Raw genomic sequence first — 25,170 nt, 5'->3', positions numbered from 1 at the left:
GAATCAACGCCCTACGGCCTTGAATCGGGACATGAGCCTAAAGTCGCAGCGCCAGCGGATGATCGACGAGCAGGCGGTCGACTGTCGCAAGTTGCAGGCCCTCGACCTTGCATTGCGCCAGCAGCAATCGGTCGAAGGGATCGCGCGTGTCCGGCTCTGGGTCGGCGGCGTTGATGACGTGCTGAATTTCGATCCGCAATAATATCAGCCCTATTTCTTCAAGAGACCGCGCGATGTCTTCAAGCGGCATGCCAGTATCCAGCTTTCCCAGACGAGCCTTGATCGCCGTTTCCCAGAGACTTGCGACGCTGACGAAGCCCTCGGTCTTGCTATCACCAAGCAGCGCCGCGATCTCTGGGAACCGTTGTCCCACGTCCTTGCGCAGGATCGCGAGAACGATATGGGTATCGAGGAGAAGCCTCATCGCTACGGCAAAGGTTTCAGGAGAAAATCCTCCGGCAGCGGATCATCAAAATCATCCGCGATGAACGGTACAGGATTGATGATGCCCCGCGCACGAAGATAAGCCTGACCGGCTTCCAGGTCCAAGCCGCCGCGCTTCTGATGCGGTACAAGATCGAAGACCGGGCGGCCGTTGCGCGTCACGACGATGGTCTCGCCTTCCTCGACCTCGCGGGCAAGCTCGGTCAGGCGGTTCTTCGCGTCGCGGATCGAAACGGTCTTCATGCCACAAATGTAGCTACATGCAGCCACATCGTCAACGTCGCCACAAGCAAAAGGCCCGCCGTCGGCAGGCCTTCGATCGATACTATCGCAGTCCGCTTACTTGCAGGCGGCGCAAAAACGCTGGATGCGGCGGCAGGCTTCCTCGAGAAGATCTTCCGACGTCGCATAGGAGATGCGGAAATTAGGGCCGAGGCCGAAGGCCGAGCCATGAACGACGGCGACGCCTTCCGATTCCAGAAGCTCGGAAACGAAATCCTCATCCGTCTCGATGACCTTGCCGGAGGGTGCGGTTTTGCCGATCAAGCCCTTGCAGGAGGGATAGACGTAGAAGGCGCCTTCCGGCACCGGGCAAACGATGCCCTTGGCCTGGTTCAGCATGGAAACGACGAGATCGCGGCGGCCTTCGAAGATCTTCTTGTTCTCAGGAATGAAGTCCTGCGTGCCGTTCAGCGCTTCGACGGCGGCCCACTGGGCAATCGACGTCGCGCCTGAGGTCTGCTGGCCCTGGATCATGTCCATCGCCTTGATGAGCTGGATCGGGCCTGCGGCATAGCCGATACGCCAACCGGTCATCGCATAGGCCTTGGAAACGCCGTTCATCGTCAGTGTGCGGTCATAGAGCTTCGGCTCGACTTCGACGGGCGTAACGAACTTGAAGTCGCCATAGGTCAGGTGCTCGTACATATCGTCGGTCAGCACCCAGACATGCGGATGCTTCATCAGCACGTCTGTCAATGCCTTCAGCTCGGCATTCGTATAGGCCGCACCCGTCGGGTTGGACGGCGAGTTGAAGATGAACCACTTGGTTTTCGGCGTGATCGCCTTTTCCAAATCGGCGGCCTGGAGCTTGAAATTATGCTCCTGGGTCGCGGAAACGAAAACCGGCGTGCCGCCGCACAGCGCCACCATCTCAGGGTAGGAAACCCAGTAGGGTGCGGGGACGACGACTTCATCGCCGGGGTTCAGCGTCGCCATGAAGGCGTTGAACAGGATCTGCTTGCCGCCGGTGCCGACGATTGTCTGCTCCCAGGAATACTCCAGGCCGTTCTCGCGCTTGAACTTGGCGGCGATCGCCTTGCGCAGTTCGGGAATGCCGGAAACCGGCGTGTACTTGGTCTCGCCGCGGTTGATCGCCTCGATGGCGGCCGTCTTGATATTCTCCGGCGTATCGAAATCCGGCTCGCCTGCGCCGAGGCCAATGACGTCACGTCCTTTTGCTTTCAGCTCACGCGCTTTCTGGGAAACGGCGATGGTGGCTGAAGGCTTCACACGGGAAAGAGCATCGGCAAGGAAGGCCATGATATCGGTCCTAATGGTTGATACGGGCAGAAAGCCGCGACCGGAGTTCTGCGGTTAGCTCTATGTCCAATGTATGACGGCATTTCAAGCGTAAAGGCGTGATGGGGGCAATGATTCTTATTGATCCTTTTGCCGCACCGACCCCCCAGTTTGCCGGCGCTTCGGACAGCAGTCGAAGTGCGCGGCGCAACTCTTGCACTGAGATCTGAGACCATTGTGGTTCTCCGTTTCCTCGAAGTCATTCGCGGGCATGTCGAGAAGATCAGGATTATCGCCGGCAACTGGCGCGACCTGACCTTCGTCATTATGCCGATCAGCGAGGGTTGTTGTCACAAAGACAGCGGCGGACGGTCGGCGACATCTCCACAGCGTCCGGCACCTTCGCGGTTGCGATGATCGCGTTTTTCCTCACCTATGTCTTTTTGAAATCAGAGAGATCGCAGGATTTCATCGCCGCCACGAATAAGCCGCAACAAATGCCGGGCCGCGCCGTAATTCGGTCGCGAGCGCGCCGAGATCGAAGCCGCATCATTGACTTATCCAAAATTGGTTATTGAGGGTATGCCAATGTTTCTGGAAGACGAATATGCCATAGGGCGCATACGTGCGCGCCGGATTTCCATTTCATTTCTTGTCGCCGCCACCGCCTTTGTCGCCTGTGTCACGGCAATGCTGGGGCTTGTCTCCGCCGCTCGCGCCGAGACGCAGCAGGCGCCCAGCCAGCTTGCAGCACTGGTGCGGCCGAACGACGTCAACAGCGGTTCGCTGCTGTTTCCTTCGAAGGAGCCGGGCTTCTACGTCGAAGCGCCGCGGCTGAAGAGCGACGTCGCGATCGATGTCTCCGGCCCGATCGCGAGGGTGAAGGTGACGCAGCGTTTCCAGAACCCGAGCAAGGGCTGGGTCGAGGGCACCTACGTCTTCCCACTGCCGGACAATTCCGCCGTCGATGCGCTGAAGATGCAGATCGGCGAACGCTTCATCGAAGGCCAGATCAAGCCGCGCCAGGAAGCCCGCGAGATCTACGAGCAGGCCAAGGCGGAGGGCAAGAAGACGGCGCTGCTCGAACAGCAGCGGCCGAACATCTTCACCAACCAGGTCGCCAATATCGGGCCCGGGGAAGAGATCGTCGTGCAGATCGAATATCAGCAAACCGTCCACCAGTCGGGCGGCGAGTTCTCGCTGCGCTTCCCGATGGTCGTCGCCCCGCGCTACAATCCTGCGCCGATCGTCCAGACCGTCGAGTTCAACAACGGCGCCGGTTTCGCCACGCCGCGCGACCCGGTGGGAAACCGGGATAAGATCGAAGCCCCGGTGCTTGATCCGCGCGACAATGCCAAGATCAACCCGGTTTCGCTGACCGTCGACCTCAAGGCCGGTTTTCGGCTCGGCGAGGTCAAATCCTCCTTCCACGAGGTCGATATCCACCAGGACGGCGACCAGACGAGAACGATCAGCCTGAAGGGGGACGCCGTCCCCGCCGACAAGGATTTCGAACTGACCTGGCAGGCCGCGCCCGGCAAACTGCCGAGCGCCGGACTCTTCCGCGAAGTGATTGATGGTAAGACCTATCTGCTCGCCTTCGTCACCCCGCCGACGGCGCCGGATGCGGCAGCGCCGCCAGCCAAACGTGAAGTGGTCTTCGTCATCGACAATTCCGGCTCCATGTCCGGGCCGTCGATCGAGCAGGCAAGGCAGAGCCTGGCGCTTGCCATTTCCAGGCTGAACCCCGACGACCGCTTCAACGTCGTCCGTTTCGACGACACGATGACCGACTATTTCAAGGGCCTGGTCGCCGCCACCCCGGATAACCGCGAAAAGGCGATCGCCTACGTCAGGGGCCTGACCGCCGACGGCGGCACCGAAATGCTGCCCGCACTCGAGGATGCGCTGCGCAATCAGGGACCGGTTGCAACCGGAGCGCTGCGGCAGGTCGTGTTCCTGACCGATGGTGCGATTGGCAACGAACAGCAGCTCTTCCAGGAAATCACCGCAAGCCGCGGCGATGCCCGCGTCTTCACCGTCGGGATCGGCTCGGCCCCGAACACCTATTTCATGTCCAAGGCCGCCGAAATCGGCCGTGGCACCTTCACTCAGATCGGCTCGACCGATCAGGTGGCAAGCCGCATGGGCGAGCTTTTCGCCAAGCTGCAGAACCCCGCCATGATCGATATCGCCGCAAATTTCGAAGGCATCGCGGCCGAGGATATCACGCCGAACCCGATGCCGGACCTTTATAGCAGCGAGCCTGTCGTTCTCACAGCGGAACTGCCGGGGGATAAGCCCGCCGGCAAGCTTGAAATCATCGGCAAGACGGGCGACCAGCCCTGGCGCGTCCAAATGGATATCGCCAATGCCGCCGACGGCAACGGCGTCTCCAAGCTCTGGGCGCGGCGTAAGATCGATGATTTCGAAGCCCGCGCCTATGAGCGTCAGAATCCGGCCGCGCTCGACAAGGATATCGAGACGGTGGCGCTCGCCCACCATCTCGTCTCCCGCCTCACCAGCCTGGTCGCCGTCGACGTCACGCCGTCGCGACCGGCAAGCGAACCGCTCGGCTCAGCAAAGCTGCCGCTGAACCTGCCTGAGGGTTGGGATTTCGATAAGGTCTTCGGCGAAAACGTTGTTCCTTCCGGTGGCGGAGAACGTCATGGCGCAGCCACCCCTGCAGCAAACGCCGGACCGCAACAGGCCGTGGTCGAAACACCGGATCTCGCCGCATCGCCTGAGCTCGCCAACATGATGGCCGCGGCCCCGACCGCTAAGGCCGCCACCCTGATCGCGCAGAAGAGCTCGACCGTGAACCTGCCGCAGACGGCGACGCGCGCCGACGAGCAGATCATCCGCGGGCTTACCATGCTGCTCCTGGCGCTGACGGCGGCAAGCGGGCTGGCCGTCTGGCGCCGGCGCATCAAGCGGTTGATCGCGGTGGGAGCCAAGCCAAATGGTCTCTAGGCTAGCAGCAAGCCGGAACGAGGAAGCGGCCGAATTCGAGCCGCTTCCGACCTATCTGGAACTCGCCATGGCGGCCGCCACGGCCCACGACAGGCCCAAGGTGCGCCAGAGGAAAGGCTTCTTCCTCTGGCGTCTTTCCCCGATCGAAAAAGCGATCGCCGTCGGTATCGCCGGCCTTGCCCTTTACGGCTTGGCGCTGATCGGCGACGGTTTCCTGCTGAAGGCGAAGGCGGAGCTTTCCCAGGTTCTGCTGAAACGCGCCTTCGCTGCCGAACTCAGGGGCGAAGCGACGAAACCCTGGCCTTGGGCTGATTTCACTACGGAAGCCAAGGTGCGCGCACCGCGCCTCGGCAAGGAGGCGATCGTGCTTTCCGGCGCTTCCGGCGAAGCTCTCGCCTTTGGTCCTGCCTGGCTCGCCAACACGCCGCAGCCAGGCGATGAAGGCACCGCGGTTATCGCCGCCCATCGCGACACGCATTTTCGCTGGCTGCAATATATAAAGCCCGGCGACACCATCGAGGTCACCCGTCGTGACGGCAAGGTCCTGACCTTCAAGGCCGGCGAAGGCCGTATCGCCGCCTGGGATGCCAGCGGCATCGATCCCGCCTCCAACGGCCGCCATCTGGTGCTGACCACCTGCTGGCCCTTCGATGCGACCGAACGCGGGCCGTTGCGCTATATCCTCGAAGCCGAACTGGTCGATGGGCAAGTGACAGGTTCCGTTCAACCGGTAAACACAAAGCCGTTATATCGGATCGAATGAGGGTTGAAGCTCTCCCCTGCCCGCTCCACGTTCCAGCGTGACAGACGACGGGGAAGCAAGATGACCAGAATATCCGCCTTTCAAATCGCCGCAGCGCTGCTTCTGATCGGCGCCTTATCAGCCGGTGCGGCCGACACCGTCAACACGCAGGATCTGGCGGTCCGTGTCGACAAGCTTGCCGACGGCCTCGAACATCCCTGGGCGGTCGAGGTGTTGCCCGACGGCGCCTACCTCGTCACCGAGCGGCCGGGTCGGATGCGCATCGTCCGCGACGGCAAAGTCTCCGGCCCGATCGGCGGTGTGCCCAAGGTCAGCGCCCGCGGCCAGGGCGGCCTGATGGATGTGGCGCTGGCTCCGGACTTTGCGACGTCCAGAAAGCTCTATTTCACCGCTGCCATCGCCAATAAACAGGGCTCAGGCACCGAGGCCTTCACCGCCACGCTTTCCGCCGACGAGAAGGCACTCGATGCGGTGACGCCTGTTTTCACCATGCAGCGCTTCACCACGGGCAATATCCAGTACGGCTCGCGCATCGCCATTGCCCGTGACGGTTCGCTGTTCATCAGCGTCGGCGACCGCGGCGACCGCGACCGCTCGCAGGACTGGCGGGACGATGCCGGCTCGATCATCCACATCAATGCCGATGGCAGCATCCCGGCCGACAATCCGTTCAAGGACGGCGGCAAAGCGCTGCCGGAAATCTGGTCGAAAGGCCACCGCAACCCGCAGGGTATCACCTTCGATAGCAAGGACGGCAAGCTTTATACCGTCGAACACGGCGCCCGCGGCGGCGACGAGATCAATGAGCCCGAGGCGGGCAAGAATTACGGCTGGCCGATCATCACCTACGGCCGCGACTATTCCGGCGCCGAGATCGGAGAAGGTACAGCGAAGAAGGGACTGGAACAGCCGCTGCATTACTGGGATCCGTCGATCGCGCCCGGTGCGCTCGCTGTCTATCGCGGCGCCATGTTTCCGGAATGGGACGGCAATTTCATCGTCGCGGCGCTGAAGTTCCAGCTGCTATCGCGCATGCAGCGCGACGAAAGCGGCGCCTTCGTCGCCGAGGAGCGGCTGTTCGAGGGCGAATACGGCCGCATTCGCGATGTCATCGTCGCGCCCGACGGCGCGCTGCTGATGGTGACGGACGAGGATAACGGCGCGCTGCTCAGAGTTTCGCGCGCTGAGGCCAACAACGGCTGAAAGATCACAAGGTCCCGCGAAGTTCCTTGCGGATAACGAATTTCAGCCCGGACCAGATTTCGTCGACGGCGCAGACCTTGACGTCGACAAGACCGGTCGGAAGGAGGATCTTCCGGAGCACGTCCTCGGTGACATCGGTCGGCACCCGCGAACTCTTTTTTGGCCAGGAGATCCAGAGCATGCCATCCGGTTTGAGAACGCCGAAGAGCCTAACCGCGACAGCCTCCAGCGCTGCCCGTTCGGTCACAAACAGATGCACGTAGTCGAAAGCCCGCCGAGGCGTCTCCGGCAGCGCAAGGGCGACCGAGGCAAAACCATCGAAGCCATGGATATCGCCAATCGTTTCGGGAACGCCGAGAAGAGCAGCCGCCTGCCCGCGCCCAAGGCCGAGCTTGCTGGCGAGCGGCCTGCCTGAATAGCCAGCCGTCCCGGACGTTGCAGCCGTATCGCCGGCCGGCCGGCTTTCTTCCTGTCCCATCCTGTCATCTCCGCCGATAGAAGTCTTTGCCCTTGCCTGGAGGAAATGCAACTGCTAACCGCTCCGGCCTACCCTTCCCCATAGAGGACGACATGACGCGCGCTCAGGCGAACCTCCTGCTATTGTTCGCAGCCGCCATCTGGGGCGGCGGCTTCGTTGCCCAGTCGACGGCGATGAAGGCGATCGGCCCCTTCTGGTTCATCGCTCTGCGTTTTACCGTCGCCACATTGGCCGTGCTGCCCTTCGTCGTTTTCGAAGCGCGCAAAGCCAAGGCGAAGACAAGCGCCCGCCATGCGAAACTCTATATCCTCACCGGCCTTGCCCTTTTCAGCGGCGCAGCCACACAGCAGGTCGGGCTGCAGACGACCACGGTGACGAATTCCAGCTTCATCACCGGTCTCTATGTGGTCTTCGTGCCGCTGATCGCCGTGTTCTTCCTGCGCCGTGCCCCGCATTGGATCATCTGGCCGGGCGCGCTGATGGCCGTCGCCGGCATCTATCTCCTCTCCGGCGGTCATCTCTCGGCCCTCACCTCAGGCGATCTCCTGACAGTCGCCTGCGCCGTCTTCTGGGCAATCCAGATCACCCTTGCCGGCACGACCGTTTCTGCGACCGGAAGGCCGCTTGCACTCTCGGCCACGCAATTCGCCGTCACCGCGGTCTGCGCGCTCGCCATTGCCGCAGCCTTTGAACCGATCACGCTGTCGGCAATATGGGCCGCAGGACCTCAGATTCTCTATGTCGGCATTTTCTCCTCGGGCCTGGCCTTCGTGCTGCAGGTGATCGCCCAGCGTTACACGACGCCCTCGCAGGCCGCGATCTTCCTCTCCTCCGAAGCGCTTTTCGGCTCGTCGCTTGCGGCCCTTGTGCTCGGCGAGACGATGCCGGCGACGGGTTATGCAGGTTGCGCGCTCCTGTTTATCGCTATGCTTGTGGTCGAACTCGTGCCCGGATTTGCCCGGCGACGCTTGCCAGCCGTCTGAACACGCGTCCAAATATGGGCGATTGGCGAATCCGAAAAAAAATTAACGAGAGCGGCAAGACGCGTTCACGTTGCATTTTTGGGAAAATCTGCTCGAAACTTATATTGCAGACGATGTAAAACGTTAATCATTCCCTATCGGCGAAGGAAATTTTGCGTTTTTGCGCAAATTGGATATCCGGGCAGGTGTGCCTCGAACGACACGGCAAAAAACTTTTACTTGCCAAAATTCGTTTAACGCAGCACTCTCAGCGCGTTCGGGCATTTTGCGAGCATGGGAAGTCCTAAAGTATTTGCGCGCCGGGAACGCCAATTATCCCGGTCAGCCGGTTCCGATTATGGCGGGCGAAAGTCCTGTCTGGAGCAGGCCGAGGTAGAGGGGACCTTTTTCTCACATTTCAAGAATTGCCTGCCAACGCCTCCCGCAAGGAGGCAATGCTATGATGCTGCCCGTGTGGATGGCGGGCGGAGAGAAAAGGACCTGACGCATGGCAGAGACTGGCACTGTAAAATTCTTCAATACCGACAAAGGCTTCGGCTTCATCAAGCCGGACCGGGGCGGCGCCGATATCTTCGTTCACATTTCTGCCGTTCAAGCCTCCGGGCTGGCCGGCCTGACGGAAAATCAGAAGGTAAGCTTCGACACGGAGCCGGATCGCCGCGGCAAGGGCCCAAAGGCCGTCAATCTGCAGATTGCGGGCTGAACCCTTAACAAGGCTGTCGAATTTCGAGTTGAAGCCCGGCAGCAATGCCGGGTTTTGTCGTTCAGCCTTCGTTCAGCTACTGATCTCTACTACCATCATCATCGAGAGAGGAACCGGCGTTCGGTTCCCGGGATTGGGATTTATGCTTATGAACAGGCTCGCCAAAACTCTTCTGCTGACGGCAACGGCTGCTGCGCTTACCCTTTCTGTTATCGGCGAGGCATCGGCCGGCGACCGCCATTGGCGGCATCATGGCAATAACGACGCGCTCGTCGGAGGCGCAGTCGGCCTTGCCACCGGCCTGATCGTCGGCTCGGCCATCGCCAATGCCAATAACGGCCCTGTTTACGACGAGCCTCGCTACATCGACCCGCCCTACGAACCCGGATATTACGAACCGGCTCCGGTCTATCGCGCCCCGCGCCGCGTATATATCGAGCAGCCGCAATATGTCGAACAGCCGCGCTATTATGCGCCGGTCCGCACGGCAGTGGAGCCCTGGTCGCCGCAATGGGAGCGTTACTGCTCTTATCGCTACCGCTCCTTCGATCCGCGTAGCGGCACCTATATCGGCAATGACGGCCGCAGCCATTTCTGCACCGCCGGCTGATCTCTCTTCATCGCTGATGCCGAGCGCCGCTTTTTCGCGGCGCTTTCTTTTTGCCCATCCGTCAGCCGATTTTCTTAAAGGGTCTCGGCATCGGGCTCAAAATCGGTCGAGACGCTGACGGCGCGCCATTCCCGATCAGCCTCAATACGCGCGGCATCGGCTTTTTCGACATTGCTGACCGCATCGCTGCCGAGCAGCAGCCGGAACGGGGGCTGGTCGAGACCGGCGATATGGATAATGACCGCAGCCGCCTTGGCGGGATCGCCGGGCTGGCGGCCATTATACTCACGCTGGAAGCGCACGGTAGCGCCGACCGTCTCCTGATAGTCCTGCCGCCCTTCGGCAAGCACCGTCGAGGCGCCGGCGAAATCGGTTCTGAAGCCGCCGGGCTCGATCACTGTCACCTTGATGCCGAATGGCGCAACCTCTTTCGACAGCACCTCAGAAAAGCCCTCGACAGCAAATTTCGCCGCCGAATAGGCGCCGCGCCCGGCAGGGCCGATACGGCCGCCGACCGATGAGAACTGGATGATGTGCCCCGCCCCCTGCCCGCGCATTAAGGCGATGACCGCCTTGGTCATGATGATCGTGCCGAACAGGTTGGCCTCGACCTGTGCCCGGAAATCGGCGAGACTGGTATCTTCGATCGAGGAGACATTGCCGTAGCCGGCATTGTTGACGAGCACATCGATACGCCCGAACCTCTTCACGCCAGCCTCGACCGCCACTGCTGCCGCCGTCTCGTCGGTCACATCGAGCGCTATCGTCAACACCTGGCCGCCATACCGCTCGGAGAGATCGGCAAGGCGGGCGGGATCGCGCGCCGTCGCCACCAGATTGTCGCCGGAGGCCAAAACCGCCTCCGCCAGCGCCCGGCCGAGACCGCGCGAACTTCCTGTGATCAACCAGACCCTGGACATCGGAAACCTTTCCCTTCTTTGGTTCCCGGCTGATGTATGGTCTGTTGTATCCAATCGAAAGAAGGTACCCAGACGATCTATACACACCTTGAGGTAACTGACATGACCAGTGACATGTTCGACTTCTGCTGCTCCATGACGGACGAACAGGATGCGCGCGCCCGCGAACTGATCGAGCGGGCGGCGGCGAAATGGCCGCTGCGCATCCTGCACGTGCTCGCCGATGCCGGTGCACCCTTGCGCTTCTCGCGCCTCATGGAAAGGGTCGAGGGCATCAGCCAGAAAGTGCTGACGCAGACGCTACGCACCCTCGAAAGAGACGGTCTCATCATCCGCACCCTCTATCCGCAAGTGCCGCCGCGCGTCGAATATGAGTTGACGCCGCTCGGACGCGACCTCCTCACGCAGGTTGCCGCCCTCTGGCGTTGGATCGTCGAACGTTTGGGCGATTTCGATGCGCGCAAGGCCGTGAAGCTGACCGTGACAGGCGTTTAGGCCGGGATGCGGATCGTTGCCCTCAGTCCGCCGAGCGGGCTGTCGCCAAGGGTGACGTTGCCGCCGTGACTGCGGGCGATGTCGCGGGCGATCGCAAGGCCGAGGCCGGTGCCCGAGGCATCGAGATTGCGCGCCGCGTCCAGCCGGAAGAACGGCTTGAACACGTCCTCGCGATTCTTTTCCGGAATGCCCGGCCCGTCGTCGTCGAAGATGACGGTCAACCATTTGGCACTGTGCTTGGCCTCAATGTCGAGCCTGCCCGCGTAACGCCGCGCATTCGATGCAAGGTTGGTGACGAGACGCATGAAGGCGTTCGGCCTGACCGATATGTCGTCATCGCCTTCGATCGTATAGCTGAATGTCTTGCCGTGCAGGGCGAAATCGGATTCCAGCTTTGCGAAGACCTCGCTGAGTCTTAACTCGCCGACATCTTCTTCGACCTCGCCGCGTGCGAAAGCCGTATAGGCCTCCAGCATGGCCTGCATATCGTCGACGTCGTCGTTCAGCCCATGCAGATCGGGATTGTCGCCGGCGAGCGCCAGTTGCAGTTTGAAGCGGGTCAGGATGGTGCGCAGATCATGGCTGACGCCCGACAGCATCGCAGTGCGCTGCTCGATCTGCCGCTCGATTCGCTCGCGCATCAGGATAAAGGCAAGGCCGGCGCGCCGGACCTCGTCGGCCCCGCGCGGATAGAAATTGTCGGGTTTCTGCCCCTTGCCGAAGCTTTCGGCCGCGCGCGCCAAGGTCAGGATCGGACGGATTTGTCCGCGCAGGAAGAGGATCGAGATGCCGATCAACACCAGCGAGGTGCCGACCATCCAGACGATGAAGATATGGGTGTTCGAGGCATAGGTCTGGCTGCGCTTGGTCAGCACCCTGAGGATCTTGTTGTCAAGCTTGATGCGGATCTCGACGAGGTTCGAGTTGCCGACCGTGTCGATCCAGAAAGGCCGGTGGATCTCGTCGGTGATCTCGTCGCTGAGGATGCCATCGAGGATCGAGAAGAAGGGCTTGACGCGCGGCGGCGGCAGATCACCGTCCGGCTCGATCGAGATCTGCAGGCTGAGCTGATCGCGGGCGATGCGGACGATCTCGCTATAGTCCGAATTCTGCGGGTAGGTCTCGATGATCTCTATGATCGCGGCAATGTCGCGGGTGACGGCAAGCGACAGCCGCTCCGTCACCATCTGCCAGTGGCGCTCCATGAAGACGGCCGCGACAACGGATTGCAGTAGCACCATCGGAATGATGATAATCAGCAGCGAGCGCGCGTAAAGCCCGGTCGGCAGCCGCCGGCGCAGCCAGCGGACAACCGAGCGCCAGCCTGGCGCAGAATTGCGGTCTTCCCGCCGCAAGCTGTCGATCGTCACCATCAGCGCCGGTCCTGGCCTCTATCCTTAGACCTAAAGCGCGTCGCGACTTTCAGATTCGCTCCTTGCGCTTTAGGTCTTTGTTTTCAGCATGTCGTTGCCGCAAAACCGCTGCACAGTTTTGCGCGACATGCATTAGTCGATGCTCAGCCTGTATCCGATGCCGCGCACGGTCTGCAGCCAGACGGGATTGGCCGGATCATCCTCGATCTTACGCCGCAGCCGGTTGATCTGCACGTCGATCGTCCGTTCGCCCACCTCGGTGTCGTTGCCGATCAGCTCATGGCGGGGGATCGTATCGCCGGCACGCCGCGCAAAGAGCAGCATGATCTCCTGCTCGCGGTCGGTCAGCCGGATCACCTCGCTGGCCTTCTTCAGCTCCTTGCGGGTCAGCGAGAATGTGTAGGGGCCGAACATCACTTGTTCGATCTTCGGTCCCTCCCCGCCGGCATTGCGACGCAGGATATTGTTGATGCGCAGCACCAGTTCCCGCGGATCGAAGGGCTTGGAAAGATAGTCGTCGGCGCCTGCCTCGAGGCCTTCGATGCGGTTGCCGGACTCTGCCAACGCCGTCAGCATGATGATCGGCACATTCTTGATGGCGCGAAGCCCGCGGGTGACGTCGATGCCGGATTCGCCCGGCATCATCACATCCATGATGATCAGGTCGAAATCGAGACCCGCGAGCTTGCGCTGCGCCTCGGCGCCGTCGGCGGCGACGGTCACGCGGAAGCCGTTCTCGGCGAGATAGCGATTGAGCAGCGCGCGGATGCGCGAGTCGTCGTCGACCACCAGCAGATGCGCCGCATCGTCGGAAATACCTGTCTTGACCGCCATTCAATCCGCCTTCTGTCTGTCCCGCATGCCTCTAAGGAAAGCTTTTACGCCCTCCCGCACCTCCGCAGAAGCCCCTTCGAATGCCCGCTCAATGCGGCGCGATTGCGGCTCGGCAAGAGCAAGCGCCAGCTCTCGTCCCGATTTCGTTGGATAAAGCTTGCGCTGCCGCCGGTCCTCAGGCCCCGCCACCTGGCGAATATAGCCTGAATCGATCAGCTGTTTCAGCACCCTTGCAAGGCTCTGCTTGGTGATCTTCAGCGTATCGAGAAGATCGGCCACCGTCATGCCGGGGTTACGGTTGACGAAATGCACGACGCGGTGATGCGCCCGCCCGAAGCCGCTTGTTTCGAGGATGGCGTCAGGATCGGAAACGAAGTCGCGATAGGCGAAGAAGAACAGCTCGATGATCTCGAAATCGATGATGTCGGTATCTTCCATCGGCGTGGCCAGCGGCTCTGACTTGCCTACTTTCGGGCCGGTCTGTCGTGACACGCGGCATTTCCTTTCTCTTCCCGCCCCCGCGGGAAATTTCGCCAAAATATGCCAGCTTTATTGACATAAATTGCGTCACTGTGAGTTTTCCGACCTCTACGGGAGACTCGCACGGACTTTTTTCCTCAGCATTTCCATGAAAACCAAGACCCGCCCGGCACTCCGACGCAATACGCGATTTCCCCTTGCGTCTGTGGATAAAACGTAATGGGGACAACAATCAACAGGCTTGGCGCTTGAAGCGCCGGCTTTAAGGGCGAGCGCGCTGGCCGGATGTTCAAGCTCACCTATATAACCAAACGGTTTCGCCAAGCGCTGCGGCATCGAGGTCATCGAGCGCGCAACCCCGCGGAAGAATTCCCCGGCTTCAGCGAATGCTTCCTCACCGGCTCGGCTGCTGAGGTGACGACGATTTCCGAAAGGCCGATGAACGGCTACCAGCCGCAGTCGCGGCCGGGTAAAATGCGTCATGCGGTCGACACAGTGATTCAAAGCGTTACGGCGCCGCACGGCTGAAAAGACGCGCGGCGCTAGGCTGAACGCCCGCGGGCATTTACCGATGTTCCCGTGCCATGACCAGACCGGCGAGCGTCGAGAGAATGCCGCCGCCGATCAGGCCGCCGATGCCGGCAGCGATCAGGCCGGTCATAGCCGCTTCCCCACCGACCATGCCGAGCAGCATGCCGCCGGCGACACCGCCGATCGCGCCTGCGATCGTTCGAGCGACGACATTGATCGCATGCTGCTTCAAGGCGGCGCTCGCGGCATTGCCGCCAATGGCACCGGCAATCAATTGTATGACGAGCGGAAGTAGCGCTTCCATGACTTTCCTCCTCTGGCGATCTCCCCGATCGCCGCTTTATATGCCGAACCTTCAGCATATTAGCATTTTATCATATTACGAAGGAAAGCGTTAAGAAAAAATCAACCCATGCGGGAGGCAAGGGAAGAAGTTGACAGACGTGAAACGAGGCGGCCAGTTCGACCGCCTCGTTGTATTTTTCCCGGTTCGATTATTGATAAACGTAGACGATCCGGCGTGTACCGGGATCAACCAGAACCGGTCGGTCGTTGATCCTGGTATAGCGGTACTCGTAATCCGGGATCGACTGGAAGGTAACATCGGCGGGCACCTCTGCACCGACGACGACATCGCCGCCGAGCTGCACCGTCTGGCCGGGATTGGTGTCGATATAGGTGCGGACCGTCTCCGGCGGCGTGATGGTCTCGACAGCCCCGACCGGGCCGAGCAACTCGTCGCCCGGGGCCGGCTGCGGGTCAACGGGAACGACGCTGGCGGTCGACTCGTAGGTTACGACAGGAACGCCGATCTCGTCGCGGTGCTGTTCGACGATGACCTGGCTGCCGCCGCGGTCGACCTGCAGATAGTCGGCGTAGACCCAGCCGCGCATCCCGTTGACGTCGACGCGGCACCAGCGGCTGCCTTCGATGCAGCCGTCGAGCACCGCGGTCGAGCCGCGGGTGGCAAGACCGACCGCCGGATATTGCGGGCCGGGGCCGGCACGGACATTGAGATCGTTGACGGTCGTCGCCATCATCTCCGCCTGCGCCAGACCGCCGCTCGCCAGGAGCACGGCTCCGGCCAATAGAATGTTTCTCTTCAAGGTCATCTGAGCGTCTCCTTGGTTTCGATGGGCTGACAACGCGCGGCGTTCCACGATGTTCCCATCGACTGCCTAGCATCAAAGACCGCTTGCAGAATGCACTTCATAAGCAATTGAAAAAATTCAATAAAACAAGGTTTTTCGGCATCTGACGACACCATCGGAAGGCATAAATTCTTGTTGCAGCCCGTCTTCTTGCCGTGAGGCAAGGCAGCAAACACGGAAAATTCCGGCTGTCCTTGACGCGGTTTCGGACTATACCCTGAGCATCCCAGACACCAAGCGAGGCACTTATGGGCATGCTCCAGGCCGGCATCATTCCGGTGACACCCTTCCAGCAGAACTGCACGATCTTCTTCGATCCCGAGACCAAGGAAGGCGTCGTCGTCGATCCGGGCGGCGACGTGCCGCTGATCCTTCAGGCGATCGCGCAAAACGGCTTGATCATCAAGGAGATCTGGCTGACGCACGGCCATCTCGACCATGCCGGCGGTGCCAGCGAGCTAAAGGAAGCCCTGGGCATCGAGGTGGTTGGCCCGCATCAGGACGACCTGCCGCTGCTGCAACGGATCGAGACCCAGGCCGAAAAATACGGCATATCGGGATTGCGCAACGTCCTACCCGACCGCTGGCTGAAGGATGGCGACAAGATCTCTTTCGGCGATCACGAATTCGAGGTCTATCATGCGCCCGGTCATGCGCCGGGCCACGTCATCTATTTCAACCGTGCGCAGAATTTCGCCCATCTCGGCGACGTGCTCTTCAACGGCTCGATCGGCCGCACCGACTTGCCGGGCGGCAATCATCAGCAGCTTCTCGACTCGATCCGCGACAAGGTGCTGCCGCTTGGCGACGACGTCGGCTTCATCTGCGGCCACGGCTCCGGCAGCCGCATCGGCGATGAGCGGCGCAGCAATCCATTTTTGCAGGAAATCAGAACCGGCTGAGCGTTCGGCGCGGGCTCACATCATCTTCCGGCCATTCGGCACGGGCTGCTCGACATCAGCAAGCACGATCGCGCCGTTCTCGTCCTCGAATCCAAGCGTCAGCACTTCCGAGCGGAACGGCCCGATCTGGCGCGGCGGGAAGTTGACGACACCGAGCACCTGCCGGCCAATCAGGCTTTCCGGCGTGTAATGCACGGTAATCTGGGCCGAGGATTTCTTCGTGCCGATCTCGGGACCGAAATCGATGACCAGCTTGATCGCCGGCTTGCGCGCTTCCGGAAACGGACTGGCTTCGATAATCGTGCCGACGCGAATGTCGACGCGCTCGAAATCGGCGTAGGCAATTTCCTCGGACATATCGTCTCCGCTAGCGCATTAATCCTTTGCGAAAATCGCGATCGGTTTTCGCAAAGGATTAATGCGCAAATTCATAATGTCAGAGCGTCCTTAGCGCGTCTTTATAGACGCGCGGCGCTCTAGCCGGCCAGTTCTTCGGCCCGCTTGCGCGCCGCTGCCAGTGCTGCGTCGAACAGAGGCTGCATGCCGTTTTCGGCCATCAGCACGGCGAGCGCAGCCGCCGTCGTGCCGCCAGGAGAGGTCACATTCTGCCGCAGCCGCGAAGCGTCGTCGGGGGACTGGTGCAAAAGTTCACCAGCCCCCGCGACTGTTTCCCGCGCAAGACGCATGGCGAGGTCCGCCTGCAGGCCGAGTTTACGGCCTGCCTCCGCCATGCATTCGACGAGATAGAACACATAGGCAGGACCGCTGCCCGAAAGCGCCGTCACGGCATCGATATCGGCCTCTGCAGGCACCCATTCCACAGGACCCGAGACGCTGAGAAGAGAATGGACACGTTCGCGCTGCTGATGACTGACCCCTGAATTGGCAAAGGCGCCGGTGACGCCGCGCCCGACCATGGCCGGCGTGTTCGGCATGGCCCGCACCATGGCGGCTTTGCCCAGATGTTTCTCGAGGAAAGCGAGCGTCTTGCCGGCGGCCACAGAGACGACGACCGTTTCCGGCCCGACGGCGCTCTTCACCGCCGGCAGCACCGTCTCCATCACCTGCGGCTTGACCGCGAGAAACAGCACGCTTGCCTTCAAATCCGCCGGAGCCGCGGTAACATGGGTCGCGCCGGCCTCGCTGATCGTCGCCAGCATCGCCGGCGACGGGCCAGGATCGACGACAAGAACGGCCGAGCCCGGCACGCCGCTTTTCAGCCAGCCGGAGAGCATCGCCCCGCCCATGTTGCCGGCACCGATCAGGACGACGGGATTTGTCGAGGAGAAAGCGTTCGCGGGCATCTTATGCCTCGCCGACTGTTTCGAACAATACGGCTTCCATCGCCTTCGTCGCTTCCATGCCGGACCAGACGACGAACTGGAATGCCTGGAAATAGGCTTCGCAGGTATCGAGCGCGCTGGAAAGCAGCACTTCCACCTGGCGGTTGGTGGGCTCCGCGCCGCCGGCGAGCAGCAGCGACTGGCGAAAGATGACGACATCTTCCTGGCGCCAAAGGTCGAAATGCCCCATCAGCACCTGCCCGTTGATCGCCGAAAGCAGCTTGACCACCTCGTTGACCCTGATGTCGGGAACTTTGATATCGAAGGCGCAGCCAAGGTGCAGCGCCTCGAATTCCTCCATCCAGGAGAAGGAGACGTGATAGTCCGTCCAGCGACCCTCGACCGTCATCGCGATCTCGTCCTCGCCGGAGCGTTCGAACGACCAGTCGTTGTTGGAGGCAACGTACTCGATCATATCGACCGGGTTCGACTGACGCTCGACTTCCAATTCCATCAGGTTCATGCAGCACCTTCTTGACCGGAACGAATGCGACCTAACTTTGTGTACGCACACAAGAAAGACACACGCAAATACCGGAACCACCACTCGGATGATCGTTGAACCGCTGCCAGACTTAACGCAGATAACCTGCCCGGAGCTTACCAAGTCGCTTCGAATCATCATTTAAAATCAGTGTATAATGCGCCTTGCCCCCTGCCAGCCCCCTGAGGGGAAAATAGGCCGGACCACTGTGGAAAGGCTCTTCGAAATTCAATTCAGAAGGGAGAATAAGCGACTCTGCGAATTGGCTTTTTTGGCAGTGTCCACAGGTGGAAAAACTCACCTGATTTTTTTGTGACGGATGCGGCGTGTGGCATGAAGGCAACGCCGCGTCTGCGTCATATCGGGACTTTCAGCCATGTCGCGCAAAAGTGTTCAGCGGCTTTTGCGCGACATGCGGGAAAACGAAGACCTGCAGCGCAAGGGGCGAATCTAAAAAGACCGCGGCTCGCTTTAGTGCCCTTCGCCGGCAAGCCTCGCCTCGAGCGCCGCGATGCGGGCGGCAAGCGCCTCGTTCTCGTCGCGCGCCTTGATCGCCATCTCGCGCACGGCCTCAAACTCCTCGCGCTTGACGATATCCATGCTGTTCAGCCAACGCTCGGCCTGGGCGTTGAAGGCGGTCTCGATCTCCTTGCGGACGCCCTGGGCAGCACCTGCCGCATCGGTCATCAGCTTGGCGAATTCGTCCATGATGCGGTTCGTTCCGGTCGCCATGGCGTTTTTCTCCCTTCGCATGAGGTGAATTTCAGCCCTTTGGGCCCCAAGGATTGAGGTAGGGCTTCGCCACCCGCGATGCAAGCGCTTTGCATCGGATCGGCTTGCCGTACCCGGCCGGGAAAGAGCCATCACGAACAATGGACTTGACCGTCCGGGATCGCAGCGGCATGTTCCGCGCGACCAAACAGGTGGGAAAACCTTGCCGACAGCAGCCAATCTCCTTGCTATCATGCCTTTTCCGGACATCGATCCGATCGCCTTTTCGATCGGCCCGCTGGCGATTCATTGGTACGGTCTCGCTTATGTCGCCGGCATCCTGCTCGGCTGGGCCTATGCGCGCCGCCTCGCCGCCAATGACAGTCTCTGGCCCGGCAACGTCTCGCCGATGTCTAAGACGCAGCTCGACGATTTCATCGTCTGGGCGGCCCTCGGCGTCGTCCTCGGCGGCCGTCTCGGCTATATTTTCTTCTATGATCTCCCCGCCGTCCTTCGCAGTCCCATCCGTGCGCTCGAGATCTGGAACGGCGGCATGTCCTTCCATGGCGGCCTGACGGGTACGACGATCGCCATGATCGTCTTTGCCCGCCGCAACGGCATCCCGATCTGGAGCCTGTTCGACATCGTCGCCACCGTCGTTCCCTTCGGCCTCTTCTTCGGCCGCATCGCCAATTTCATCAACGGCGAGCTCTGGGGCCGGCTGACCGACGTGCCCTGGGCGGTGGTCTTCCCGACCGGCGGCCCGTTCGCCCGCCACCCGAGCCAGCTTTACGAAGCCGGCCTCGAAGGCATCGTTCTTCTGCTGGTGCTGGCCGCCTTGGTGTATGGCATGCGCGCTCTGAAAAGCCCCGGCTTCATCACCGGCGTCTTCGTCTGCGGTTATGCCCTGTCGCGCATCTTCGTCGAATTCTTCCGCGAGCCTGACGCCCAGCTCGGTTACCTCCTCGGCACAAACTGGCTGACCATGGGCATGGTGCTCTCCTCCCCAATGATCCTGCTCGGCATCTGGGCAATGCTCAGGGCCCGCCGCCAGGCTGCGCTGCAGCTCTGAAAACGGCAGGACGCGCGATATGACCACCGCTCTAGGCGAAAAGATCAAGGCGATCATCCAGGCCAACGGCCCGATCAGCGTCACCGATTATTTCTCGCTCTGCCTGGCCGATCCTGAACACGGCTACTACCGCACCCGCGAGCCCTTCGGCCGTGCGGGCGATTTCGTGACCGCGCCCGAGGTCAGCCAGATTTTCGGCGAAATGATCGGCGTCTTCATCGTTCATGCCTGGCAGCGCCACGGCACGCCGGCGGGCGTCCGTCTCGTCGAGATCGGACCCGGCCGCGGCACGATGATGGCCGATATGCTGCGCGTCATCTCGCGCATCGCCCCGCGGCTGCTGGATGCTATGACCGTGCATCTCGTCGAAACCAGCGAGCGCCTGCGCGACGTCCAGAGCCAGACGCTCGAAGCTTACGATGATAAGATTGCCTGGCACGACGGCTTCGACGAAGTCCCGCCGGGCTTCACGCTGATCGCCGCCAACGAATTGTTCGACGCCATCCCGATCCGCCAGTTCGTCCGCATGCCGACGGGTTTCCGCGAGCGCATGATCGGAATTGATGCCGATGGCGAGCTGACCTTCTCCGCCGGCGTCGCCGGCCTCGATCCGGCGCTTCTGCCCGAACCGGTGCAGAACCTGCCGCTCGGCACGCTCTTCGAGATCTCGCCTGCCCGCCAGGCTGTCATGATTGCGATCTGCGAGCGGCTGCGCGCTTTCGGCGGCACGGCGCTCGCGATCGATTATGGCCATCTCGTCACCGGCTTCGGCGATACGTTGCAGGCCGTGCGCATGCATGAATTCGATCCGCCGCTCGCCCATCCCGGTGAAGCCGATCTGACGAGCCATGTCGACTTCCAGCAGCTCGCCGAAACTGCACTTGCGGCCGGCGTCCATCTGAACGGCGCCCTGCATCAGGGTGATTTTCTGACCGGTCTCGGCATCCTCGAACGTGCCGCCGCCCTCGGCCACGACCGCGAGCCTCAAACCCAGCAGGTTATCCAGGCGGCGGTCGACCGGCTCGCCGGCGCCGGTGAAGGCCGGATGGGCGAACTCTTCAAGGTGATGGCGGTCTCTCATCCCGCGGTCGACCTCATGCCCTTTCGCCCGGTGGATTGACAGGGCGCACGCGGCTGGTTCAACATCCGCGCGAACAAGAACTTGAAGCGCGCCGCCTGTGCGATGCGCTTGGGATAATAACAAACCCCTTAAAAAACCCCGGAATCACAGATGCAGGAAGCGGCCTCTCCCGCACCGATCGAAAGCGCGCTGCTGAATGAAGCGGCAGGCGGCACTATCCGCCACGGTTATTTCACCCGCGCCGGCGGCGTGTCCGAAGGGCTGTATCGCGGCCTCAATGTCGGCCTTGGCTCCAACGACGAACGCGACAAGGTCCTGGAAAACCGTCGCCGCGTCGCCGCGTGGTTCGACCTGCCGGTCGAGCGGCTGGCGACTGTGCATCAGGTCCATTCCCCTGACGTCGTGACCATCGATGCCGATTACGACGGCGCCCGCCCCGAGGCGGATGCGATGGTAACGCGCACCCCCGGCATTGTGCTTGGCGTGCTTGCCGCCGATTGCGGCCCGATCCTGTTCGCCGACCCGGACAATCGCGTCGTCGGCGCCGCCCATGCCGGCTGGAAAGGCGCGCTGACGGGTGTGCTCGAAAATACCATCGCCGCCATGGAAGCGCTGGGGGCGGATCGCACACGCATTATCGCCTGCCTCGGCCCCTCGATCAGCCAGGCAAGCTATGAGGTCGGTCCTGAATTCGTCGAGCGTTTCGTCGCCGGGAACCCGGAAGATGCGCGTTTTTTCGTGCCTTCCGCAACCTCCGGCCACGCCATGTTCGACCTGCCGGCGCTGACTGTCGACCGGCTGACGAAAGCCGGAGTGCGGGCCGAAAGCCTCGGCCTCTGCACCTATCCGGACAGCGAGCGCTTCTTTTCCTACCGCAGGACGACGCATCGCAAGGAGCCGGACTACGGCCGGCAGATTTCCGCGATATCAATCAGGGAGACGTGAGCAGAATGGCACTGCACTTCGAAAAGGCCGAATTCGCAAGCCGGCTTGCGCGCCTCACCGAGAAGATGAAGGAAGAAAAGCTCGACGCCCTGCTGCTCTTCGCCCAGGAAAGCATGTACTGGCTGACCGGCTACGACACCTTTGGCTACTGCTTCTTCCAGACGCTGGTCGTCAAGAGCGACGGCACCATGGCGCTGCTGACCCGCTCGGCCGATCTTCGCCAGGCCAGGCATACCTCGATCCTCGACGACATCCATATCTGGGTCGACCGGGTCAACGCCGATCCGACGCTTGACCTGAAGAACCTGCTGGTCGAGATGGATCTGCTCGGTGCCCGCATCGGCGTCGAATATGACACGCACGGCATGACCGGCCGTATCGCCCGCCTGCTCGACGCACAGCTGACCACCTTCGGCCAGATCACCGACGCGTCCTATCTCGTCAGTCGCCTGCGCCTTGTCAAAAGCCCGACCGAGGTTGCCTATGTCGAGCGCGCCGCCGTTCTCGCCGACGATGCACTCGACGCCGCGATCCGGCTGACGAAGCCCGGTGCCGACGAGGCCGATATCCTCGCCGCCATGCAGGGCGCGATCTTTTCCGGCGGCGGCGATTATCCCGCCAACGAGTTCATCATCGGCTCCGGCGCCGATGCCCTGCTTTGCCGCTACAAGGCCGGCCGCCGCAAACTCGACGCCAGCGACCAGCTGACGCTCGAATGGGCCGGCGCTTACGCGCATTACCATGCCGCCATGATGCGCACGATCGTCATCGGCGAGCCGATGCAACGCCACCGCGAGCTCTACAATGCCTGCCGCGAAACCATCGAGGCGATCGAGACGGTGCTGAAGCCGGGCAACAGCTTCGGCGACGTCTTCGACATGCATGCCAGGATCATGGACGAGCGCGGCCTCGCCCGCCACCGGCTGAATGCCTGCGGTTATTCGCTCGGCGCCCGCTTCTCGCCCTCCTGGATGGAGCATCAGATGTTCCATGTCGGCAATCCGCAGCCGATCGAGCCGAACATGTCGCTCTTCGTGCACATGATCATCGCCGATTCCGACACGGGCACGGCGATGACGCTCGGCCAGACCTATCTGACGACGGCGGATGCGCCGCGCGCGCTATCCCGCCATCCGCTCGATTTCATCGGTCTTTGACCGATGAGAATCCGGAATTGACAGACGCCCGCCGCCGCCCGCATAAATTCGGGCGGGGCTGATGCGATTGTGGGAAGGACGGATCAAGGGATGACGCGAGCTGCGATTGTGCCCACGCTCCTGGTCTTCACGGCCCTGCTGACCGCCTGCAACACAACCGATGCACTGACACCGCAGGTCGATATCGGCGATTCCTCCGCGCGCGCGTCGTCGAGCCCGGTGACACAGAACGAGGCCGAGCGTCTGGCTGGTTCTCGCCAGCGGGCCTTCGCCCAAAGCTCCCAGCCGGGCGGCTACCATCCAGCTTACGATCAGTCGCAGCAGGCCTACAGGCCCGGCACCGGCGCGCCGCCGACGACAATGCAGCAGCAGGCAGACGCCCTGTCGAGGAGCAGTTCCTCGCCGGCCGCCTCCGCCCCGATCGAGGAACAATCGCTGCCACCGCCGGCTTCCAGCGGTGAGCTTCCCGCACAACCGGCTCAGCCGCCCGCCGTACAACAGCCGCAACGGACCGCCGCCCTCAACACCGGCGCCTCCTCTGTGCGCGGCAACACCGTGCGCTTCTTGCCGATCATCGGCGCGCCGGTTCAGGCGGTGACCCCGCTGTCGCGTCAGCTTGGCGCCGAGGCGCGCGCGCACGGGCTTTCCATCAAGAGCTCGACCGATGCGAGCAGCGATTACATCCTCAAAGGCTACCTCTCAGCCTTCAGCGACGACGGCAAGGTCACCGTGGTCTATGTCTGGGACATTCTCGACAGCGCCGGCGGCCGCCTGCACCGCATCCAGGGGCAGGAAAGCGTGCCGACGGCGGCGGCCGATCCCTGGGCTGGCGTTCCTGCCTCGGTGATGCAGCAGATCGGCTCGAAAACCATCGCGGAATTCTCCTCCTGGCGGCAGACGCGGGGTGGTTAGTCACAAACTTTTCGCAAATATGAAAGCCTGTGGCGCCTTTGCCCTTGCATTCACGGGGAAGCTGGCTAAAAAGCGCGGCTATCAGCGCATAACGGGCGGACCAAAATGAAGGTTTTCGCAGGCAATTCGAACCGGCAACTCGCCGAAGCGATCTGCACCTATCTCAACGTTCCCTTGGGGAGAGCCAGTGTTCGAAGGTTTGCCGATCAGGAAATCTTCGTGGAAATCCAGGAAAATGTGCGCGGCGAGGACGTTTTCCTCGTGCAGCCCACCGCCTTCCCTGCCAACGACCACCTGATGGAACTGTTGATCATGATCGACGCGATGCGTCGTTCTTCAGCCCGCCGCATCACCGCGGTGCTTCCCTATTTCGGCTATGCGCGCCAGGATCGGCGCGCCTCAGGCCGCACACCGATCTCCGCGAAGCTGGTCGCGAACCTCATCACCGAAGCCGGCGCCGACCGGGTGATGACGCTCGATCTCCATGCCGGGCAGATCCAGGGCTTCTTCGATATACCCACGGACAATCTCTTCGCCCTGCCTGTGCTGACGCGCGACATCAAGAGCCATTACGACCTCAGCAACGTTGTGGTCGTTTCGCCCGATGTCGGCGGCGTGGTTCGCGCCCGCGCGCTTGCCAAGCGGCTGGACTGTCTTCTGGCCATCGTTGACAAGCGTCGCGATCGGCCGGGTGAATCCGAAGTCATGAACATCATCGGCGATATCGCCGGCAAGGACTGCCTGCTGATCGACGACATCGTCGATTCCGGCGGCACGCTCTGCAACGCGGCCGACGCGATGCTCGCCAAGGGCGCAGCCAGCGTCACCGCCTATATCACCCATGGCGTCCTTTCCGGCGGCGCGGTCACCCGCGTCACCTCCTCGAAGCTGCGCGAACTCGTCATCACGGATTCGATCCAGCCGACGACGGCCGTGCTCTCGGCGCACAATATCCGCATCGTGACGACGGCGCCGCTGATCGGCGAAGCCATCAGCCGAACGGCCCAGGAAGAGTCCGTCTCCAGCCTCTTCGATTGAAAAGAGCCGGCATTCGACCGGCTCTTTCAATTTCTACATCGGATGGACCTGGCTATTACCGGG

At 61.8% G+C, this 25,170-nt stretch carries 30 protein-coding genes and 1 pseudogene; 16 read left to right on the top strand and 15 right to left on the bottom strand.

Annotation, left to right across the window (positions count from 1 at the left end):
• Window positions 1-37 precede the first annotated feature (37 nt).
• From FHX03_RS08395 to FHX03_RS08385, 3 genes are all read right to left on the bottom strand, one after another.
• Complete coding sequence (locus FHX03_RS08395) at window positions 38-424, bottom strand: type II toxin-antitoxin system VapC family toxin (RefSeq protein WP_183853273.1); 387 nt, start codon at window positions 422-424, stop codon at window positions 38-40.
• Between the two features lie 2 nt (window positions 425-426).
• Window positions 427-687: a type II toxin-antitoxin system Phd/YefM family antitoxin gene (locus tag FHX03_RS08390; RefSeq protein ID WP_183853271.1), complete on the bottom strand. Its 261-nt coding sequence runs from the start codon at window positions 685-687 to the stop codon at window positions 427-429.
• 96 nt (window positions 688-783) lie between these two features.
• The gene (locus FHX03_RS08385) at window positions 784-1,986 is read right to left on the bottom strand and encodes a pyridoxal phosphate-dependent aminotransferase (RefSeq protein WP_183853269.1); all 1,203 of its coding nucleotides are present in this window, start codon (window positions 1,984-1,986) and stop codon (window positions 784-786) included.
• A gap of 326 nt (window positions 1,987-2,312) precedes the next feature.
• Between FHX03_RS08385 and FHX03_RS08380 the strand changes: the two genes are divergently transcribed.
• The 4 genes from FHX03_RS08380 to FHX03_RS08365 are packed head-to-tail and all read left to right on the top strand — an operon-like array spanning window position 2,313 to window position 6,904.
• On the top strand, window positions 2,313-2,543 hold the full coding sequence (locus FHX03_RS08380; RefSeq protein WP_183853267.1) for a hypothetical protein: 231 nt from the start codon (window positions 2,313-2,315) through the stop codon (window positions 2,541-2,543).
• 10 nt (window positions 2,544-2,553) lie between these two features.
• A complete protein-coding gene (locus FHX03_RS08375; protein WP_183853265.1) occupies window positions 2,554-4,938 on the top strand; it encodes a marine proteobacterial sortase target protein in 2,385 nt (794 codons plus the stop codon).
• A complete protein-coding gene (locus tag FHX03_RS08370) occupies window positions 4,928-5,701 on the top strand; it encodes a class GN sortase (RefSeq protein ID WP_183853263.1) in 774 nt (257 codons plus the stop codon). Before FHX03_RS08375 ends, FHX03_RS08370 begins: the two co-directional genes overlap by 11 nt.
• Before the next feature lie 60 nt (window positions 5,702-5,761).
• On the top strand, window positions 5,762-6,904 hold the full coding sequence (locus tag FHX03_RS08365; RefSeq protein WP_183853262.1) for a PQQ-dependent sugar dehydrogenase: 1,143 nt from the start codon (window positions 5,762-5,764) through the stop codon (window positions 6,902-6,904).
• Between the two features lie 4 nt (window positions 6,905-6,908).
• On the opposite strand, the gene FHX03_RS08360 is transcribed toward FHX03_RS08365, so the two are convergent.
• Entirely contained in the window at window positions 6,909-7,382 is a 474-nt protein-coding gene (locus FHX03_RS08360) for a DUF3052 domain-containing protein (protein WP_097626742.1), read from the bottom strand.
• 92 nt (window positions 7,383-7,474) lie between these two features.
• On the opposite strand from FHX03_RS08360, the gene FHX03_RS08355 reads away from it, so the two are divergent.
• From FHX03_RS08355 to FHX03_RS08345, 3 genes are all read left to right on the top strand, one after another.
• Entirely contained in the window at window positions 7,475-8,365 is an 891-nt protein-coding gene (locus FHX03_RS08355) for a DMT family transporter (RefSeq protein ID WP_097626740.1), read from the top strand.
• A 487-nt stretch (window positions 8,366-8,852) separates the two neighbouring features.
• Window positions 8,853-9,068: a cold-shock protein gene (locus tag FHX03_RS08350; protein WP_003561293.1), complete on the top strand. Its 216-nt coding sequence runs from the start codon at window positions 8,853-8,855 to the stop codon at window positions 9,066-9,068.
• Between the two features lie 148 nt (window positions 9,069-9,216).
• The gene (locus FHX03_RS08345; RefSeq protein WP_183853260.1) at window positions 9,217-9,678 is read left to right on the top strand and encodes a BA14K family protein; all 462 of its coding nucleotides are present in this window, start codon (window positions 9,217-9,219) and stop codon (window positions 9,676-9,678) included.
• Between the two features lie 74 nt (window positions 9,679-9,752).
• Here FHX03_RS08345 and FHX03_RS08340 read toward each other — a convergent pair whose 3' ends face one another.
• The gene (locus FHX03_RS08340) at window positions 9,753-10,598 is read right to left on the bottom strand and encodes an oxidoreductase (protein WP_183853258.1); all 846 of its coding nucleotides are present in this window, start codon (window positions 10,596-10,598) and stop codon (window positions 9,753-9,755) included.
• A gap of 36 nt (window positions 10,599-10,634) precedes the next feature.
• On the opposite strand from FHX03_RS08340, the gene FHX03_RS08335 reads away from it, so the two are divergent.
• Window positions 10,635-11,093, top strand: coding sequence for a winged helix-turn-helix transcriptional regulator (locus FHX03_RS08335; protein WP_183853256.1), 459 nt, complete (start codon window positions 10,635-10,637; stop codon window positions 11,091-11,093).
• Here the strand turns inward: FHX03_RS08335 and FHX03_RS08330 are convergent.
• The 3 genes from FHX03_RS08330 to FHX03_RS08320 all read right to left on the bottom strand — a co-directional run bounded on the left by FHX03_RS08330 (window position 11,090) and on the right by FHX03_RS08320 (window position 13,792).
• A complete protein-coding gene (locus FHX03_RS08330) occupies window positions 11,090-12,466 on the bottom strand; it encodes an ATP-binding protein (RefSeq protein ID WP_097626734.1) in 1,377 nt (458 codons plus the stop codon). The two genes, FHX03_RS08335 and FHX03_RS08330, sit on opposite strands and share 4 nt — an antisense overlap.
• 132 nt (window positions 12,467-12,598) lie before the next feature.
• Window positions 12,599-13,300, bottom strand: coding sequence for a response regulator (locus FHX03_RS08325; protein ID WP_003581129.1), 702 nt, complete (start codon window positions 13,298-13,300; stop codon window positions 12,599-12,601).
• Window positions 13,301-13,792 (bottom strand): MarR family winged helix-turn-helix transcriptional regulator, encoded by a 492-nt coding sequence (locus tag FHX03_RS08320; RefSeq protein WP_097626732.1) that lies wholly within the window; start codon window positions 13,790-13,792, stop codon window positions 13,301-13,303.
• Between the two features lie 307 nt (window positions 13,793-14,099).
• On the opposite strand from FHX03_RS08320, the pseudogene FHX03_RS35055 reads away from it, so the two are divergent.
• Window positions 14,100-14,212: pseudogene (locus tag FHX03_RS35055) on the top strand (branched-chain amino acid aminotransferase); the annotation flags it as partial.
• 133 nt (window positions 14,213-14,345) lie between these two features.
• Here the strand turns inward: FHX03_RS35055 and FHX03_RS08310 are convergent.
• The 3 genes from FHX03_RS08310 to FHX03_RS08300 form a co-directional block, all read right to left on the bottom strand.
• On the bottom strand, window positions 14,346-14,615 hold the full coding sequence (locus FHX03_RS08310; RefSeq protein WP_183853254.1) for a hypothetical protein: 270 nt from the start codon (window positions 14,613-14,615) through the stop codon (window positions 14,346-14,348).
• A gap of 190 nt (window positions 14,616-14,805) precedes the next feature.
• Entirely contained in the window at window positions 14,806-15,423 is a 618-nt protein-coding gene (locus FHX03_RS08305; protein WP_012558489.1) for a DUF1236 domain-containing protein, read from the bottom strand.
• The gene (locus tag FHX03_RS08300; protein ID WP_131711514.1) at window positions 15,420-15,638 is read right to left on the bottom strand and encodes a hypothetical protein; all 219 of its coding nucleotides are present in this window, start codon (window positions 15,636-15,638) and stop codon (window positions 15,420-15,422) included. Before FHX03_RS08300 ends, FHX03_RS08305 begins: the two co-directional genes overlap by 4 nt.
• Window positions 15,639-15,710: 72 nt before the next feature.
• Here FHX03_RS08300 and FHX03_RS08295 point away from each other — a divergent pair, with 72 nt between their 5' ends.
• Complete coding sequence (locus FHX03_RS08295) at window positions 15,711-16,364, top strand: MBL fold metallo-hydrolase (protein ID WP_183853252.1); 654 nt, start codon at window positions 15,711-15,713, stop codon at window positions 16,362-16,364.
• A 15-nt stretch (window positions 16,365-16,379) separates the two neighbouring features.
• Here FHX03_RS08295 and FHX03_RS08290 read toward each other — a convergent pair whose 3' ends face one another.
• The 4 genes from FHX03_RS08290 to FHX03_RS08275 form a co-directional block, all read right to left on the bottom strand.
• Window positions 16,380-16,721 carry a tRNA-binding protein gene (locus FHX03_RS08290; protein WP_097626724.1) on the bottom strand — a complete coding sequence of 114 codons (342 nt, stop codon included), beginning with the start codon at window positions 16,719-16,721 and terminating at the stop codon, window positions 16,380-16,382.
• 119 nt (window positions 16,722-16,840) lie between these two features.
• Window positions 16,841-17,668 (bottom strand): pyrroline-5-carboxylate reductase, encoded by an 828-nt coding sequence (gene proC / locus FHX03_RS08285; protein WP_097626722.1) that lies wholly within the window; start codon window positions 17,666-17,668, stop codon window positions 16,841-16,843.
• A 1-nt stretch (window position 17,669) separates the two neighbouring features.
• On the bottom strand, window positions 17,670-18,170 hold the full coding sequence (locus FHX03_RS08280; protein WP_003541709.1) for a YbjN domain-containing protein: 501 nt from the start codon (window positions 18,168-18,170) through the stop codon (window positions 17,670-17,672).
• Between the two features lie 492 nt (window positions 18,171-18,662).
• Complete coding sequence (locus tag FHX03_RS08275) at window positions 18,663-18,923, bottom strand: accessory factor UbiK family protein (RefSeq protein ID WP_097626720.1); 261 nt, start codon at window positions 18,921-18,923, stop codon at window positions 18,663-18,665.
• A gap of 202 nt (window positions 18,924-19,125) precedes the next feature.
• Here FHX03_RS08275 and lgt point away from each other — a divergent pair, with 202 nt between their 5' ends.
• From lgt to FHX03_RS08245, 6 genes are all read left to right on the top strand, one after another.
• On the top strand, window positions 19,126-19,974 hold the full coding sequence (gene lgt / locus FHX03_RS08270) for a prolipoprotein diacylglyceryl transferase (protein WP_183853250.1): 849 nt from the start codon (window positions 19,126-19,128) through the stop codon (window positions 19,972-19,974).
• Window positions 19,975-19,993: 19 nt separating this feature from the next.
• Window positions 19,994-21,094, top strand: a complete 1,101-nt coding sequence (locus tag FHX03_RS08265) for a class I SAM-dependent methyltransferase (RefSeq protein WP_183853248.1) — start codon at window positions 19,994-19,996, stop codon at window positions 21,092-21,094.
• A 111-nt stretch (window positions 21,095-21,205) separates the two neighbouring features.
• Window positions 21,206-22,000 carry a peptidoglycan editing factor PgeF gene (pgeF, locus tag FHX03_RS08260; RefSeq protein WP_097626714.1) on the top strand — a complete coding sequence of 265 codons (795 nt, stop codon included), beginning with the start codon at window positions 21,206-21,208 and terminating at the stop codon, window positions 21,998-22,000.
• Between the two features lie 5 nt (window positions 22,001-22,005).
• Window positions 22,006-23,157: a M24 family metallopeptidase gene (locus tag FHX03_RS08255; RefSeq protein WP_097626712.1), complete on the top strand. Its 1,152-nt coding sequence runs from the start codon at window positions 22,006-22,008 to the stop codon at window positions 23,155-23,157.
• Window positions 23,158-23,247: 90 nt separating this feature from the next.
• Entirely contained in the window at window positions 23,248-24,069 is an 822-nt protein-coding gene (locus FHX03_RS08250) for a hypothetical protein (RefSeq protein ID WP_097626710.1), read from the top strand.
• Between the two features lie 105 nt (window positions 24,070-24,174).
• A complete protein-coding gene (locus tag FHX03_RS08245; RefSeq protein WP_049736196.1) occupies window positions 24,175-25,107 on the top strand; it encodes a ribose-phosphate pyrophosphokinase in 933 nt (310 codons plus the stop codon).
• Window positions 25,108-25,170: the final 63 nt, after the last annotated feature.

Source organism: Rhizobium sp. BK456, from assembly GCF_014194045.1.
Classification (GTDB): domain Bacteria; phylum Pseudomonadota; class Alphaproteobacteria; order Rhizobiales; family Rhizobiaceae; genus Rhizobium; species Rhizobium redzepovicii.
The sequence above is the reverse complement of the archived record's forward strand: the minus strand, read 5'-3'. Positions and strand labels throughout refer to the sequence as shown.